General features: G+C 57.3%; 16 protein-coding genes. 7 read left to right on the top strand and 9 right to left on the bottom strand.

Annotation, left to right across the window (positions count from 1 at the left end; translation table 11 throughout):
* Positions 1-88: 88 nt before the first annotated feature.
* The 6 genes from ppgK to H9S92_RS11270 all read left to right on the top strand — a co-directional run bounded on the left by ppgK (position 89) and on the right by H9S92_RS11270 (position 4,716).
* A complete protein-coding gene (ppgK, locus tag H9S92_RS11295) occupies positions 89-865 on the top strand; it encodes a polyphosphate--glucose phosphotransferase (protein WP_187466826.1) in 777 nt (258 codons plus the stop codon).
* A 157-nt stretch (positions 866-1,022) separates the two neighbouring features.
* On the top strand, positions 1,023-2,015 hold the full coding sequence (locus tag H9S92_RS11290; RefSeq protein WP_187466825.1) for an AAA family ATPase: 993 nt from the start codon (positions 1,023-1,025) through the stop codon (positions 2,013-2,015).
* Positions 2,016-2,306: 291 nt separating this feature from the next.
* Positions 2,307-2,834 carry a hypothetical protein gene (locus H9S92_RS11285; RefSeq protein ID WP_187466824.1) on the top strand — a complete coding sequence of 176 codons (528 nt, stop codon included), beginning with the start codon at positions 2,307-2,309 and terminating at the stop codon, positions 2,832-2,834.
* A 44-nt stretch (positions 2,835-2,878) separates the two neighbouring features.
* Positions 2,879-3,355, top strand: a complete 477-nt coding sequence (locus H9S92_RS11280; RefSeq protein WP_187466823.1) for a helix-turn-helix domain-containing protein — start codon at positions 2,879-2,881, stop codon at positions 3,353-3,355.
* Entirely contained in the window at positions 3,352-3,807 is a 456-nt protein-coding gene (locus H9S92_RS11275; RefSeq protein WP_187466822.1) for a hypothetical protein, read from the top strand. The genes H9S92_RS11280 and H9S92_RS11275 overlap by 4 nt, the downstream gene beginning before the upstream one ends.
* A gap of 138 nt (positions 3,808-3,945) precedes the next feature.
* Complete coding sequence (locus H9S92_RS11270; RefSeq protein WP_187466821.1) at positions 3,946-4,716, top strand: MBL fold metallo-hydrolase; 771 nt, start codon at positions 3,946-3,948, stop codon at positions 4,714-4,716.
* Positions 4,717-4,801: 85 nt separating this feature from the next.
* Here H9S92_RS11270 and H9S92_RS11265 read toward each other — a convergent pair whose 3' ends face one another.
* The 6 genes from H9S92_RS11265 to H9S92_RS11240 all read right to left on the bottom strand — a co-directional run bounded on the left by H9S92_RS11265 (position 4,802) and on the right by H9S92_RS11240 (position 12,597).
* Positions 4,802-6,160, bottom strand: coding sequence for an ATP-binding protein (locus tag H9S92_RS11265; RefSeq protein ID WP_187466902.1), 1,359 nt, complete (start codon positions 6,158-6,160; stop codon positions 4,802-4,804).
* Between the two features lie 113 nt (positions 6,161-6,273).
* On the bottom strand, positions 6,274-7,086 hold the full coding sequence (locus H9S92_RS11260) for a hypothetical protein (RefSeq protein WP_187466820.1): 813 nt from the start codon (positions 7,084-7,086) through the stop codon (positions 6,274-6,276).
* Between the two features lie 13 nt (positions 7,087-7,099).
* Positions 7,100-7,741 carry a hypothetical protein gene (locus H9S92_RS11255; RefSeq protein ID WP_222936060.1) on the bottom strand — a complete coding sequence of 214 codons (642 nt, stop codon included), beginning with the start codon at positions 7,739-7,741 and terminating at the stop codon, positions 7,100-7,102.
* A gap of 222 nt (positions 7,742-7,963) precedes the next feature.
* On the bottom strand, positions 7,964-10,237 hold the full coding sequence (locus H9S92_RS11250) for an aconitate hydratase (protein ID WP_187466818.1): 2,274 nt from the start codon (positions 10,235-10,237) through the stop codon (positions 7,964-7,966).
* Positions 10,238-10,618: 381 nt separating this feature from the next.
* Positions 10,619-11,971: a serine hydrolase domain-containing protein gene (locus H9S92_RS11245; protein ID WP_187466817.1), complete on the bottom strand. Its 1,353-nt coding sequence runs from the start codon at positions 11,969-11,971 to the stop codon at positions 10,619-10,621.
* 113 nt (positions 11,972-12,084) lie between these two features.
* Complete coding sequence (locus H9S92_RS11240) at positions 12,085-12,597, bottom strand: P-loop NTPase family protein (RefSeq protein ID WP_187466816.1); 513 nt, start codon at positions 12,595-12,597, stop codon at positions 12,085-12,087.
* 132 nt (positions 12,598-12,729) lie between these two features.
* Between H9S92_RS11240 and H9S92_RS11235 the strand changes: the two genes are divergently transcribed.
* Positions 12,730-12,975: a hypothetical protein gene (locus tag H9S92_RS11235; RefSeq protein WP_187466815.1), complete on the top strand. Its 246-nt coding sequence runs from the start codon at positions 12,730-12,732 to the stop codon at positions 12,973-12,975.
* Positions 12,976-13,039: 64 nt separating this feature from the next.
* On the opposite strand, the gene rodA is transcribed toward H9S92_RS11235, so the two are convergent.
* The 3 genes from rodA to deoC all read right to left on the bottom strand — a co-directional run bounded on the left by rodA (position 13,040) and on the right by deoC (position 15,607).
* Positions 13,040-14,458 carry a rod shape-determining protein RodA gene (gene rodA / locus H9S92_RS11230; protein ID WP_187466814.1) on the bottom strand — a complete coding sequence of 473 codons (1,419 nt, stop codon included), beginning with the start codon at positions 14,456-14,458 and terminating at the stop codon, positions 13,040-13,042.
* 103 nt (positions 14,459-14,561) lie between these two features.
* The gene (locus H9S92_RS11225; protein ID WP_187466813.1) at positions 14,562-14,960 is read right to left on the bottom strand and encodes an SPOR domain-containing protein; all 399 of its coding nucleotides are present in this window, start codon (positions 14,958-14,960) and stop codon (positions 14,562-14,564) included.
* Between the two features lie 11 nt (positions 14,961-14,971).
* Entirely contained in the window at positions 14,972-15,607 is a 636-nt protein-coding gene (gene deoC / locus H9S92_RS11220; RefSeq protein WP_187466812.1) for a deoxyribose-phosphate aldolase, read from the bottom strand.
* Positions 15,608-16,201 lie beyond the last annotated feature (594 nt).

Below are 16,201 nucleotides of genomic sequence, written 5' to 3'. Positions count from 1 at the left end.
CAGGCTGCATCCCACCGGATCGCCTTACTTTCACGTCCCGGAATCCCGGGGCTGACCTCCCGCCCCCGTTAAACCCCGCACTGCAACTATGGAAGACCACGTAATTCTCGGAATCGACGTCGGAGGCACCGGCATCAAAGGCGGCTTGGTGGACGTCAGCACGGGGACGATGCGCTCCGAGCGCCTGCGTTTCGATACGCCCGCCCCCGCAACGCCCGAGGCCATGGCCGGTACCGTACAAATGCTGGTCGACCATTTCCAATACCAGGGCGTGGTGGGCGTCGGTTTCCCCGCCATCGTGCGACGGGGCGTGGCCTCCTCGGCTTCCAACATTGACGACAGCTGGATCGGGGCCAACATCGGGGAGGTCTTTGGGCAGCGGACGGGCCTGCGCTTCTACGCGCTCAACGATGCCGATGCGGCCGGCATCGCCACCATGAAGTTCGGCGCGGGCCGGCAGTACGCCGAAGACGCCACCGTCTTGATGGTCACCATCGGCACGGGCCTCGGCGGGGCCCTCTTCCTCAACGGCGACCTGTTGCCCAACCTCGAAATCGGGCAGATCTACCTCCGCAACCAAAAGGTGATCGCCGAGCAGTACATCAGCAACAAGATCCGCAAAGACAGCGGCATGAGCTTCAAAGCCTTCGGCAAGCGCTTCAACAAGTTCCTGAGCCACGTCGACTTCGTCCTCAACCCCGACGTGATCATCCTCGGCGGTGGGGCCAGCAAGTACTTCCCTGAGTTCAAACGCCACCTCAAAGTCAACGCCATCCTCGAACAAGCTACCCTGCTCAACGACGCGGGCACCATCGGCGCGGCCTACCACGCTGCGCGGTGCGCGCGGTTGGAGGGGGTGGGGTGAGGGATAACCGAATAACCAGAGGGCAACTGTGGGTGTAGGTACATCCATTAGACCGCCTCTAATGCTCAGCTTCACCACCCCGCCCCCATCAATAAATTGAGCGATATTAGCGCCCAACTCCACCCACCACCTCCTCCAAAGCACCAAGCATTCTACCATGGCCAGCATCGATATTGAAGCCCTCAACCAACAGATTCGCCTCGACTCCGAAGTGATCGAACGCATCCGCCAGGAGACGGCCAAAGTCATCGTCGGGCAGCAATACATGATCGATCGCCTCCTGATCGGACTCCTCAGCCGCGGCCACATCCTGCTCGAAGGCCTCCCGGGGCTGGCCAAAACGCTGGCCATCAACACCCTGGCCAAAACGATCAATGCGGATTTCAGCCGCATCCAGTTTACCCCCGATTTGTTGCCGGCCGACATCGTCGGGACCATGATTTACAACCAGAGCATCAACGATTTTACCGTTCGCAAAGGCCCCGTTTTTGCCAACTTCGTCTTGGCCGATGAGATCAACCGCGCGCCCGCCAAGGTGCAGTCGGCCCTCCTCGAAGCCATGCAGGAACGGCAGGTGACCATCGGAGAGAACTCCTTCAAACTCGAAGAGCCTTTTCTCGTCTTAGCCACCCAAAACCCCATCGAACAGGAAGGCACCTACCCCCTGCCGGAGGCCCAAACCGACCGCTTCATGCTCAAGTGCACCGTCGGTTACCCCACCCGCGAGGACGAGCGCGAAATCATGCGCCGCAACCTCGCCAAGGGCTTTGAGCAGGTCAACCCAGTAGCCACCACCGCCGAAATCCTGCACGCCCGCGAGAGCGTCCGCAAAATTTACATGGACGACAAAATCGAGCGCTACATCATCGACATCGTCTTCGCCACCCGCGAACCCGAAGCCTACCGCCTGGCCGATCTCAAGCCCCTCATCAGCTTTGGCGGCAGCCCCCGCGCCAGCATCAACCTGGCCCTGGCCGCAAAAGCCAACGCCTTCCTCGAACGCCGCGGCTACGTGACCCCCGAGGACGTGCGCGCCGTGTGCGAAGACGTGCTCCGCCACCGCATCGGCCTCACCTACGAAGCCGAAGCCGAAAACATCCGCCAGGAAGACATCATCGCCCGCGTACTCAACGTGGTGGAGGTGCCGTAGGGATTTTTAATTCGCAGTATTTTATGCTGGGCGCGGACGCAGGTGCTCCCCCCCGACCCCCCGAAGGGGGGAGTTAGGACATGGAGCAATGCAAGCCCGACGCCCAGCCTGACTTTTTTCGCCTAGCTTTAGCAAGCATCTCCATTTGGTTTTGCTAAGCAAACCGCTCACCCTTTTCTACAGTATATCGTTTTCACACTGATAGTCATAGTGTTATACATTTGCAAAACAATAAACCCTTAACACGTCTGAACAAGTCAAAGAAAGTCGTGTTTGCAAATTAACTTATAAGTGAATACCTTTGTTACGTTCAAGTATTTTGACTCTGCGGAAGGAGGGGCTTCGGTCTACACGGCCATCTTGCATACCCAGAGCGTTGAAGGAAATGCGGTCAAAAGTGAGTTTGACAAATTTCTTGATCGCTATGAGATGGAAGAGGAGAAGGAACCTGACTTCAAGGAAATACTTGCGCAAATTGATGTTATTCTAACCCACGGATTTGAAAACTACCAGTTACGCCACGAAAGGGAGGCTAGGGCGCTTCCGTCAAAAGATCGCAGTCTGGTTTCGGCTGGCTATATGCCTACGGACGGGCCACTTCGCCTTTACTGCGTTTTATTGCCAGACAATGTGATGGTCCTTTGTGGTGGCGGAGTTAAAGCAGAAGACACCGCACAAGAGAGTGACGGCGTCCGAGCCCATTTTATGCTCGCCAATACTTTGGCCCGAAAACTTAACGAACGGCTAGCGGAAGAAACAAAACCGATTTCCTACGAACGTGTGGAAGCCATCCTAGAAAAAGAAACAATTTATTTATGAGCAGAGGAGACAGAAAACGGGAACCATCCGACACTTGGCGGCGTATGCAGGAGCTGATCACCGATGACGCGCGCTACACCGTCAACTTGGCAAACGACATTGTGGACCAAATTTACCTAGCGCTCCAAGAAAAAAACTGGACACAAAAAGACTTAGCGGACGCCCTCGGCAAATCCCCTTCCGAAATAAGCAAATGGCTACAGCCCAGCCATAATTTCACCTGCCGCACCATCGGTAAGCTTAGCGCGGTTTTTGGAAAGGATTTGGTAGTCACTCCTTTGCGGTACGACAGCATGAACGGTCAGTTGCTACCCTTCGGCCAACAACGTAACCGGGCGTACGTAGCGGCCAGAAACGCTCGCTTTCAGGGAGAAGTTAACGAGCAGCCCTCCGCCGCCGATAGCGCTCCGCGCTATAATTTTGACATTAGCGAGCTACTGCAAGGTAGGATCGAAACTTCTATTATTACCGAGGAAACTCCAGCCCCCGCTGAAAGTCCCAATTACGCTATGGCAGCATGAGTCTCCAACCCGCAAACTTTATCTTCCGCTCCTTTCACCACGAGGAGTTCGCCACTTTCCCTAAAAATTACCAGGGAGGCAAAAAAGGAAAAGCCATGGTATCGCTTGATTTCGGTTTCGATGCGGCCGAAAAAGTCATAACCTGCCGGGCATCAGCCGAATTTTCCCAGGAAGGGAATATCTACTTGATCTCTAGGCTTGGTGGAAGCTTCGAAATAACCGAGGCGTCCTGGACGGAACGGATGAACGAAGACCAGACCTCGGTCAGCATTGAACAGGACCTATACGTCCATTTTTCTATGCTCGTGATTGGCGCGCTGCGTGGTTTTTTACACGCTCGCCAGCAACAAAGCCAAGTCCGGGCTTTTCTGGGTGCAGTTAACGTATTGGAGTTGCTCAAGGATGCTGATTTTGCACCCATCCCCCTCCAACAAGCGCAGCACAGCGAATAGCGGTTGTACGAATCTCAGTCCCACTTTCTTTTTGGCGCGGCCGCAGGTGCTCTCCACGGGACAAGGAGCAAGGCCAGTCCCACGCCCCGCCTGAACCTTTTCCCGCCAGCCCTAGTTGCTTGTTAAAACCAAGCTACTATGCGCTTTTTAATACCCATCTTACTGGCCGCCACGCTTCTCTCCTGCGGCGGCAGCGAAGCACCCGAAGCCGGGATGAACAAGGATATGGTCGTGGAACACCCTGACGGCCCCGTGCGAATGACCCCTATTTTCCACGCCGCCGTCGTCTTACAGGAAGGCAGCAAAACCATTTTCATCGACCCCTACGATGATGCGGCCAGGTACGACTCCTTCCCCAGTCCGGACATGGTCGTCATCACCCACACCCACGGCGACCACTTCAACAAGGAAGTACTGGCCGGCCTCGACCTCAGCAGGGCCGAACTCTTCGCCCCCGCCGCCGTCACCGCCGAAGCCGATAGCCTCGGATTTGCCAAAATCACCACGCTGGCCAACGGCGACGACGCTCCACGCGGCAACGTCACCATCACCGCCGTGGCCGCCTACAACCTGCCGCCCAGCGAAGACAGCTTCCACCCCCCCGGGCAGTTCAACGGCTACGTCATCGAAATCGGCGGTGAACGCTACTACTTCTCCGGAGACACCGAAGACGTCGCCGAAATGCGCAACCTCAAAGACATCGACTACGCCTTCGTGTGCATGAACCAACCCTACACCATGGAAATGGCCGCCGCCGCCGATGCCGTGCTGGAGTTCAAGCCCCGCGTCGTTTACCCCTACCACTACCGCAATGGCGATGGCACCTTTATGGACACTAAGGCCTTTGCCGCCCTCGTCAATGAAGGAGATAAGAGCATTGAAGTCCGCCTGGAAGATTGGTATAAGTAGCGGAGGAGCTTGGTCGAGCTCGGTCGGGCCACCGTGCGGCGAATGTGACGTGAATATTCGCCGCACTGCGGTTCAACCAGCCAGCTCAATCCGGGCGGGCGACTTCCACCAGGTGAGCAGCGTATGCTTCGATCATGCCCATCAAAAAGTACGGCAGGTTCATTAAAGTGTAGGGCTTTCCGCCTACCGTTACGTGCTGCTCGATGCTATAATTGTTGCGCAAAAAGCGAATGGCCATTCCGTGCGGAGCCCGCTCGATGAATTGGTGTAATGAACGCAACTTACCCTGAGGGCCCGATTTGATTTCCACGGGTAAGACGTATTTGCCGTGGGAAAAAACCAGGTCTACCTCTGCGCTTGCATTTGCGTTTTGCCGCACCCAAAAGCACGGCTTCTCGTCCTTAAGCACGGCTCGTGCCGCCAGCTCTTGCGTAAGATGGTGCTCCACCAGCCGGCCATTGAAAACGGTTTGTAGGTCTTGTAGACTGATCAACTCCGCCTGGATACCGAGTGCATGACTAAGTAAGCCCGTATCCAGCAGCTGAAGTTTGGGGCTTTTTTTACGATCAGCGACGATGGGCAGGGCAAGTTGGCTGGTGGGGTAAATGAGACTAAGAACGCCGGTCAACTCCAACGTCCGAAAGGCGGTACCCACTTCCCGGGAACTGAATGAGCCACCCCCAAACCGATTGAAGGTGATGCGCCCACCTTCCGAGGGCGCTGCTTGTAAGAGAAAGCGGAGAATGTCCCGGTCCTTCCGCGTTTCAGCGTACTTCTCAATGTCCTGTAGATAGGACTGCCAGATGGAATCATACACTCCCGGCAAGCCCCCAAAACTACCCGACTCGATAAACTCTTTGACTACCGCAGGCATACCACCAATCAACAGATAGCGGTTGTATTGCTCAAAAAGGATCTCGGTGGCGTATTCTGGTATGGGTACTTGCTGATAGACAGCCAGCAGCCCTTCTTCTCCTTGCCAAGCGAGAAACTCCGCAAAAGTGAGCGGATGCAAGTAGTAGTACTGTACCCTCCCCACGGGGAAGCTTTTCACGTCTCCTAAGGAAAACTCCAGCAAAGAACCGGCAGCAATAACGTGGAGATCCGGTCGCTGTTCGTAAAAATAGCGCAGCATCCAGATGGCCCTTGGGCTCACCTGAATTTCATCAATAAATAACAGGGTACTTCCCTCTAGCGAAGAGATACGATTGCGCAGCAAGAGTGTGGCCAAAAAGCTTTCTACGTCGGCAGCCTTATCAAAAGTTTCTACCCAGGTGCGGTCTCGCTCTAGGTTAAGTTCAAAGTAGTGCTCGAAATGGCTACTGAATTTTTTGACCAAGGTAGATTTGCCCACCTGCCGTGCTCCGCGCAAAAGCAGAGGCTTACGGTCACGGCTTGCAGCCCATTGTTCAAGGTACTTTTCGGCGGATCTATAGTAAACCATGCACAATTAACCCCTTATTTGTGCAAATGTTGCACAGATAAGGGGTTAATCAGGGCATATTCCCGCACAAATAACCCCTTATTTGTGCATTTCAGCTGCAGCGCACCCCGCACTCATCGCTCCGCAAGCTTCCGCTTTGCCCCACCGAGGAGGCGGTAGTTCGCCGTCAGGCCCAGGCGGCCGCGCTTCCGTTCGGATTCCGTGTAGGCTGCGCCGACGCGGAGCCCCCGTTCCAACTGGAGGTTCAGGTACAGGCGGTCCGTTGCGTGAAAGCCCAACCCCAATAGTCCACTGAGGAACCCTGGCGCATTGCGGTAGGATGCTTCAATGCTGCCAGTGGACTGGAGGGGTTGATCTAAAACAATACGGGTATCCGTAGAATTGTCGTAAATGACATTGGTGGTTTGCGTGAAATTAAAGCGCTCCTCTCCGCTTAAAATTGCCGAAATCCCTACACCAGGGTTAATGGAAAAGTTGCCGATGCGGAAGCGAAACAGCAGTTGTCCCCGTAGCCACCATTCGTCAAAAGTAAGGTCTCCTTGCCGTACGCGGTCGGCCGAGGGATCGAATTCACTCCCAGACCCAAATAAACCATCGAAGGAGGATTGTCCGTACCCCAGGCTTTCTCCCCTTTCTTGTAAAATGTGGGCTCCCAGTTCTACCGCCACGGTTCTCCTCATGTGTAGTAGGCCCGCTAGCCCCAAATCCAGGCCGGGCTGCCAGCGCATTTCACCCGGGTCTACCCAGCGGACAACTGGCTCCCGCAAAGTAGCGAAGTTGATACCAGCACTGGCCTCCAGCGTGAAGTACCCTTCGTCGCGGTTGCGCACCATATTGGGATCAAGTGGAACGGCCGCCGGCCCGAAAATCTGGGCCGCCAGGCCAAAACCCGCCAGCAGGAAAAGAAAAGTTAGGCCGCTACGCATGAGAGATGGATTTTTACTCGACACGAATCAGGAAGGAATTTTGCTCAGCTCCTGGCTCGGACCAGAAGAACCCACCTTGTGCCCGTGGATAATTGAAGGGGCCAGCCAGGCCATTCTCCGCCAAATTGCCTCCTCCTTCCAGCGTGGTGTTCCTCAAGGCAGGGGGATAGCAGATGTGAAAGGCGCTGTTTACTTCATCAATAGCAGAGCCCGTGATTTGCAGGATGTACAGCCCGGTACTATCCGGAACAACGCCTTGCCGGAATGCGCAGCGCCCACCAGAGCAAGTGTAGCGCAGGTATAAGGCGGCGGGGTCTCCCCCATCCTCCGCATCCACAATTTCACCTTCCGTCGTTTGGGTCCGAAAGGCCGTCCGGGCGGGCAGTAAAGTCATACTGTCTGCGGCCAAACGGAAGAGCTGCGTAACCACCAGGCCCCCGTTGTCAGTTATGGTGTATTCCCGGCCATCAACGCTTTGAAGCGTCGAAAAGTCGGCGCTGAGCCAAATTGTCTCACCCAAGTCGTACCCATCCGCCGGGTTTTCCAACTGCACGGTAAGCTGGCCGCCGGAGGGGAAGAAGTCACATTCATCCGGACAAGTCAGGTTGCAAAAAAGAAGGGCCATGCCCAGAAGGAGGAGAACGGTTCGGTGCATGCCCTTCAAACGCCCATTGCGCCGTAAGCGCTGCCCGCCTCTGCGTTAAAATCGCCCCTAATTGCTTGGTTAGCGGCATTTTGCAGTTCCGCCCTTCCAATTGTCAATAAAAAACCGTTGTCGGGTATGCCGCCTAATTCGACCATAAAAAAAGCGGGTAACGGAAAGCCGATCGCTTCCGTTACCCGCCTGTAGCATTCCGCCGTTAGCGCGGGAGGAGAATTAACGCCCGCCCACCACTTCTTCGCGAATCTTGTTCAAGGCCGAGCCCGCACGTACCCAGTCGATCTGGGCAGCGTTGTAGGTGTGGTTCACTTTTACGGTGTCCTTGGTGCCGTCGGCGTGGCCGAGTTCGATGGTGAGCTGCTTGCCGGGGGCAAAGCTCGTGAAGTCGACGATGCTTACGGTATCGTCCTGGCGGAAGAGATCGTAGTCGGCAGGTTCCGCAAAGGTGAGGGCCAGCATCCCCTGCTTTTTCAGGTTGGTCTCGTGAATGCGGGCGAAGCTCTTTACCAGTACGGCGTGGACCCCCAGGAAGCGCGGTTCCATTGCCGCGTGTTCCCGGCTGGAGCCTTCCCCGTAGTTTTCTTCTCCCACCACGATCTGGCCAACACCGTTATCGCGGTAAGCCAGGGCGCTTTCCGGCACGGGGTGGTACTCCCCGGTAAGGTGGTTGATGACCGTGTTCGTCTTGTCGTTGTAGGCATTGACGGCCCCGATGAGGCAGTTCTGGGAAATGTTCTCCAGGTGGCCGCGATAGGTGAGCCAGGGGCCAGCCATCGAGATGTGGTCGGTAGTACACTTGCCCTTTGCCTTGATGAGGATGCGCATATTCTGCAATTGCTCGTTGCGGATGGGCTGGAAGGGCTCCAGCAGCTGCAAGCGGTCGCTGGCCGGGTCTACGGCGACGACTACGCTGCTGCCATCTTCGGCCGGAGCCTGATAGCCGGCGTCCTCCACGGCAAAGCCATTGGGCGGCAGTTCGTAACCCTGGGGGGGAGCCAGTTTTACTTCCTCACCTTTGTCGTTGACCAGCGTATCGGTCAGGGGGTTGAACTTCATGGAACCCGAAATCGCCATTGCCGTTACCAGCTCGGGGCTGGCTACAAAACCACGGGTCTGGGGGTTACCGTCGTTGCGCTTGGCGAAGTTGCGGTTGAAGGAGGTGATGATGGAGTTGGCCCGGTTGGGATCGTCCGTATGCCGCGCCCACTGCCCGATGCAGGGGCCACAGGCGTTGGCCAGCACTACCCCGCCGATGTCTTCGAAGGCTTGCAAAATGCCGTCACGCTCCACCGTAAAGCGGATCTGCTCGGAACCCGGGGTGATGGTAAACTCACTCTTGGCGCGCAGGCCTTTGGCAGCAGCATCTTTAGCAATGTTGGCCGCCCGGTCGAGGTCTTCGTAGCTGGAGTTGGTGCAGGAACCGATCAGGCCCACCTCCAACACGGGAGGGAAGCCAAATTCTTCCACCGCCGCAGCAAATTCGCTGATGGGGAAAGCCCGGTCGGGGGTATACGGCCCGTTGATGTGGGGCTCCAGGGTATTAAGGTCAATTTCAATGACGCGGTCGAAGTACTGCTCGGGGTTGGCGTACACTTCGGGGTCGCCGGTGAGGTGCTCCGCCACCTGGTCGGCCAGCGCGGCCACGTCGGCCCGGTCGGTAGCCTTGAGGTAACGGCTCATGCTTTCGTCGTAGCCGAAAGTCGAGGTAGTAGCCCCAATCTCGGCCCCCATGTTACAGATGGTGCCTTTGCCCGTACAGCTCATGCTGCGGGCACCTTCGCCGAAGTACTCCACGATGGCCCCGGTGCCGCCTTTAACGGTCAGGATGCCCGCCACTTTGAGGATGACGTCTTTGGGTGTCGTCCAGCCACTCAGTTTGCCCGTCAGTTTCACCCCAATTACCTTGGGCTGCTTGAGCTCCCAAGGCATACCGGCCATGACGTCCACGGCGTCGGCACCGCCGACCCCAATGGCCACCATGCCCAGGCCACCGGCGTTGGGGGTGTGGCTGTCGGTGCCAATCATCATGCCGCCGGGGAAGGCGTAGTTCTCCAGTACGATCTGGTGGATAATGCCCGCTCCGGGCTTCCAGAAGCCAATGTTGTATTTGTCGCTGATGGTGGAAAGAAAGTCGTACACTTCCTTGTTTTCGGCGTTGGCCACGGCCAGATCCTGGTCCGCACCGTCTTTGGCCAGAATGAGGTGGTCGCAGTGCACGGTGCTGGGCACGGCCACTTTTTCGCGTCCACACATCATGAATTGCAGCAGCGCCATCTGGGCCGTTGCGTCTTGCATCGCCACGCGGTCGGGCTGGAAAAAGACGTAATCGCCACCCCGCTGGTATTCCTGCAGCGGGTTTTCGGGGTGCAGGTGGGTGTAGAGGATCTTTTCGGTCAGGGTGAGGGGGCGTCCTAAGGCCTTACGGGCGGCGGCGACTTTGCCGGGGAGTTCCGCGTAAACTTTCTGGATCAGATCAATATCAAATGCCATGTTTCAACTTTTCTTTTACTGCTTTGGTGGGCGTTTGTAGTAGCTGCGGCGTGCGGCCGGGGCGCGGTCGCAGGTGCCAGGTTGGTCGTAACAGAGCAATGGCCGCAAGAACCCCGGCCCTGTTTCCGCCCTACTAACACATCATCCGCGCGAAAGTCGACAAAAGTAGAGCCTTTAAGGCATTTATCTTTCTCTGCCCGCGCTCATTTGGCTTTTTTTCCTGCTGCGGCCGCCTTCCTTACCGGTTGGCTAATACATTGGGCAACCACAGCCCGCCGCCCGGCAGCCCTGGAGGAGAAGCAACAAAAGTGCCCCCAGCAAATAAGCGTAAGCCAGGGGAAAAGGACGAAAGAAGGGGCGCTGCATAAGGCGAAGATAAAATTATTCTACGGCCGCGAGGATGCGACTGACCAGGCCGTCAAAGTCCGTCACCTTGTCCTCGCCGTGGCCCAGGCGGGCAATAACCAGCCGCCGGGAAGGGATGATGAATACCCTCTGGTCCTGAAATCCCCGCATCATGAAGGCATCGGGCGGCAGGGAGGGCATATCGGGCCCGGGGAGCCAGAGCTGCCCGCCGTAAGTACCCTCGCTGCCCGCTGCGGGTTGCTGCAGCCAGTCGATCCAGCCCGGCGGCAACAGCGTATCTCCGCCCCACACGCCGTCCTGTAGCATGAATTGCCCGAGTCTTGCCCAGTCCTGGGCCGTCGCCCATCCGTAAGAACTCCCGACGGGCAGCCCGGATTGATCGGGCTCAACGAGCAGGCTGGGCGCCACGGGCCGAAAGTACGCCCGGAGGTATGTCGCCAGGTCGGTACCGGGCGGGAGCTGGCGCTGGACGAGATCAGCCAGGATATTGGTAGTGCCGCTGGAGTAGCGCCAGGTTTCTCCGGGGGCGAACTCGGCGGGCATTCCACTGGCGTAGGCGGCCATGGCGGGCTGCTCGTGGAGCATGATGGTGGCGTCGGTAAGGCTCCCGTAACCTTCGTTCCAGGCCAGGCCGGAATTCATGTGCAGTAAGTCGGCCAGGCGGATGTTGGCCCGGGCGTCGGTGTTCCAGGCGGGGTAAAGTCTTTTGCGATTCACGACTTCCTCCAGGTTGCTGCCGTCGGGGGCCAGCAGTACGTGGCCCACCAGCAGAGCGGTGAGGGTTTTGGTCATCGACCAACCCAACAGGGGCGTAGTCCGGTCAAAGCCGGGGGCGTAGGTTTCCGCCAGCAATTTGCCGTCTTGCAAAACGACGATGCCCCTTGCGCCGCCGCCGGGGACGGGTTCCATGCCAAAATCCAGCGCGGCAGTGAGGGCGGGTGTGGTCTCCGTTGGGTTGACGAGCATTGCTCCTTCGTCCTTACTCCCCCCTTCGGGGGGTCGGGGGGGAGCACCTGCGTCCGCGCCCAAAATTGGTGCCAAGGCTTGGTTAGGATCATTGACCAGCGTGCAGCCCACGCCCGGACGGTAGTGCGCCTCGCGCGCCACCAGGCTCAGCAGACTGGCGCGCACCGTTTGGCCCTCTACCGCCAGACTGAACCAGCCCAGCACGGAAAAATTCAGGTCATGGGTGCTGATTTCTTCCAGTTCGCGGCCCTGCAAAAAGTGGCAACTACAGGCGTGTTTGGCCGCGTAGCCACTGCCAATGTTAAGCAACGGCCGCAACCACAGGAAAGCCGCAAACAGGAGCAGCCCGACGATAAAAAGCAGCGCGAGCCAGCGGCGGAGCGGAGAAAAAGAAGCTTGCATCGACGCAAGGTAGGAAGTTCAGCCATCATTTTCGGCGAGACGCCAGGCAGGAAAACGCTTGGCGTCGATTCGCGTATCCCAGCAGCTTTGGGGAATCCATTGGGGACCCACTTTCATCCACCCAGGGCGGCCCAAAAGCGTTGAACGCCGCTGGGACTGCGGAGGATGTGTACCGTCTTCCCCTCGGCTTCGGCCGTGGCCAGCCGGGAGAGGATGCGCTTGCGGCGGGTGACGTTGTAGTTGGCCACGTAGTGAAAAAAATGCCAATCCAGGCGCTCCGGGCAACCGGGCGGGGAGTGTTTGCGGACTCTCCCCCAGTTGCGAATGGTCCGCCAGAAGACCCGCCAGAGGCAGCGTGCGGTAGAAACGTCGAGAAAAACGATGGTATCCGCCCGGGGGATGCGCAGGTCGAAGGTGCCGCCGTAGTTGCCGTCCATGATCCAGTGCTCGCCGCTCGCCAGGTGGGTGATCCGCTGCCGCCACAGTTCCTGGGCGGGCTCGCGCCAGCCGGGGCCGAAGTAGTGCTGGTCTAAGTGAATAGCGGGCAGACCGGTGTGCCTGGCCAGGGCATCGGTGAAGGTGGACTTACCCGAGCCGGAACAACCGATGACTAAAACGCGCTGCATTTCTTCCTCTTTTGGGGCCGTCAAGTTAGCCAATGCCCAGGCGAAGCGGCAAAAATTGCGGTAAATCGACCCCACGTGAACCCTTTGCTACGGATAACCCGATATATTTGTTCACCAACCAACGCTAAGGCCATGGCTGCACTTAGCGAATTACTAAGTCGGGTAATTGATGTGCTCCCGGATTTTCCCACACCGGAGCGGGTGATGGCCTTGAAAACCAGCGAAGCCGACGAAATCCGCCTGGAAGAGTTGGCTGCTAAGAATGAAGCGCGTGCCCTCACTTTTCAGGAGGCGATTGAACTGGAACACTACCGCGTTGCGGAGCACATGGTCCGGATGGCCAAAGCCAATGCCTACAGCCGTTTGTTGAAGGCGTGAGCAAAACTACATTCCCGTTATTCTCCACCGGCAGGTTATCGAAGCGTGGGGGGCGGTCACCCGCTCAGACCTCGTTGCGGTGGCGGTCCAGTTTCAGCAATACGGCAATCATGATGGTGAACGCAAACAGGGAAGAGCCGCCTTTGGACATGAAGGGCAGGGGGATACCGATCACGGGCATCAGGCCCATCGTCATCCCGATGTTGACCAGCATGTGGAGGAAAATGATGCCCGCCACCCCGTAGGCGTAGGCCCGCGCGAAGGTGCGGTTCTGGCGTTCGGCCAGCACGCTGATGCGCCACAGGAGGGCCAGAAAGCCGAGGATGACGGCGGCGACCCCGAGGAAACCCTCTCCTTCACCGACTACGGAGAAGATGAAGTCCGTTTCCTGGGCGGGGACGTAATCGTACTTGGTCATTGTCCCTTCGTACAGGCCCTTGCCCTTGAGGCCACCGCCGGCGATGGCGAGTTTGGACTGCACGATGTTGTAGAGCGCACCTTGTTCGTTCATTCCTTCGGGCCGCAACCACGCGTCAATCCGCTCTTTTTGGTGACGCAGCAGGAAATTGTTGAATGTAAAGTTGGCCAGAAAAGCAATCAATACCCCCCAGACGAGGGCGCTGAGGCTACTGATTACCATCCGGAAATTTTTTCTCAGGGCGTGATAGCCCGCTGCCACGGTGAAGGAGAGGGCCATGACGACAACGACGGGCCAGCCATTCTCCAATTGCCGGTACAGGAAAATTCCCAGCAAGGTGATGCCAAGACTAAAGGCGAGCCACCACGCAGTACGGCGGGGCGCGGAAAAACTCATCAGTACCATCAGCAAACCGAGTAAACAGATGGTAAGGAAAGTGGGCGATTGGGTGATGCCGAGCAGGAACATGGCCGCAGTGAAGCCGCCGAAAACCAGGAGTATACCCGGTAAGCCTTCCCGGTACATCACCAGCAAAAAAGAGGTAAAGACGAGCGATGTACCGGGGTCGGGCTGCAAAATGATGAGGCCCGCAGGAATGGCCCAGATCATGACGCCAGTGAAAATGTGGACGGGCTGGTTGAGTTTTTCCGTCCATTGGCTGAGGTAAGCGGCCATGGCCAGGCAGGCACCGAATTTGGCAAATTCCCCCGGCTGGAACGTAAACCCAAAGAGGCTGAACCACGAGGTGGCATTGTTGATCTCCTTGCCAAACAGCAGTACCGCCACCAGCAACACCACCGAGAAAATATAAATGGGGTAAGCTCCCAACACCCAAAAACTGCGATCCACCAGCAGATTGATCACGAACCAGCCCGCCAGTGAAATGAGGAGCCAAACCCCCTGCTGCCCCACGGGCGTATGGAGCATGGCGGCCAGATCTTGCCCGTAACCGTCGGGCGGACGGTCCACCGCGTGCAACATCATCAACCCAGACATCACCAGGAAGGCGTAAAGGATGAAGGTCACCCAATCGATGGAAGATCGATTAGCGGAGGCTGAAATCATAACTCAGGAAAGCGCGGAAGCCCCGCCCCGGAAGCGACGGGCGGAATGAGGAAGGAGGGGAGGATACAGGCACGGGCCAGGCCGTTGCCGGGAGCAGATCAGGTTAGTACATCCGGAGGAGCTCACTCTCTTTGATCTCGTCTTTAACCAGGTAAACGCCTTCGAATTGCCGGCCGAGGGTAAATTTGAGGCGTTCGGCTTCCTGCTTGGTCACAAAAGCCCCCGCGCGGAGCTTGTAGTATGGATTGTTGTGTACCCAATCGACGGGCACACTGGGGTAATTGACCTTAAATTCGCTTTCTACGGCCTCAAGGCGGGCCCGGTCTTGGGTAGCCAGGATCTGAACGCGCCAGCCGTCTACTTTGTCCTGGGCCTCGTTGTTCGTTTGGAAAAGCTCCAGCAGGCCTTCAATGCCCGTTTCTGCCGTTATCGATACGGAGGACTGCGCAACCAGCAAGGTAGCGGGTAAGGCGAAAAGAAGGAGGAAGGTAAAGCGTAGCATAAGCGTATTTTTTAGCCCAGGAGCGCGGGCCCGGCGGAAGTTCCCAGGCGGTCTGCGCCAGCGGCAACCAACTGCTCGGCCATTTGCCGGGTGCGGATGCCCCCGCTGGCCTTGATCTTGATTTCCGGCAACAACTGTGCACGCAGGTAAAGGACGTCTTCCACCTTTGCGCCACCCCGCGTTCCCGTGGAGGTTTTAACGAAATTTGGTTTTATCTCATTGCAAATATCGCAAACCTTTCGGCGTTCCTGTTCATTGAGGTCACCGATTTCGATGATGACCTTACTGACCTTGCCCCGCAGACGCACCGCCGTGGCGGCTGCCGCAAGATCGGCCGTCACGTAGGCCCAGTCCCCGGACTTCAACGCCGAGAGGTTGATGACGATGTCCAGCTCGTCCGCCCCTTCGTCCATGGCTCTGCGAATTTCCTGGATTTTCACCGCCGTTTCCGCGTATCCGTAAGGGAAGGCAATGACGGTAGCTAGCTTGACGCTGCTGCCGTGGAGCAATTTACTGGCCCGGCCGATAAAAAACGGGGGTACACATACGGCGTAAAAATCGTGGGTGATGGCCTCGCGGCATACCCTTTCGATGTCTTCTCCCGTACAATCGGGGGCCAGGTAGGTGTGGTCAATGAGATTATTCAAGGAGTCTACGCGTCTATAACCAGTCCGTTTTCCCGCAGTTAATTAAGGCTACGGCCCCATCAATTCCAGCATAACGCAGGGAACGAACGGGCCTTGGACAGCAAATTATCCGGCGGGTGGGGAAATAAACTGGGGGCAATCACCCGGCCGAACGGGCACAAGATAGGTGCACGGAGCGGAAATTCAGCGTAAAAGTATCCGGTAGGCAGGGGGCATACAATGCGGTTAGCGAGCGCAGGGGAAGTACGGCTGGCAGAACTGGCTGGCAGTCATTGGATTAAGCTATTGGAGGAACTTCGCTCCTTTTTGAACCACTAAGCACACGAAGAGGGACTAAGATGTGGCAGGAAAACCTGGTTGAGGGTATCCCAACTCAAATAGGAAGAACCCGGCTGAGGGTTTCCCCACCCGAACATCCACGTTTCGGGTAGAGACACTTCATATCCCGCACATTTTACGTTTTTTGAACCACCCGTTGGAGCTTCGCTCCTTTTTTTGAACCACTAAGGGTAGGCTGTCTAATCTAATGGGTTTAACCCGTGCGCGCTTTAGGGGCCTGGACCGCCTAGGTTGAGACCCTCTGGGTCGATCCAG

This window comes from Neolewinella lacunae, from assembly GCF_014349155.1.
GTDB lineage: Bacteria > Bacteroidota > Bacteroidia > Chitinophagales > Saprospiraceae > Neolewinella > Neolewinella lacunae.
Note: the sequence above shows the minus strand (reverse complement) of the source record. Positions and strands in the feature narration are given on the sequence as shown.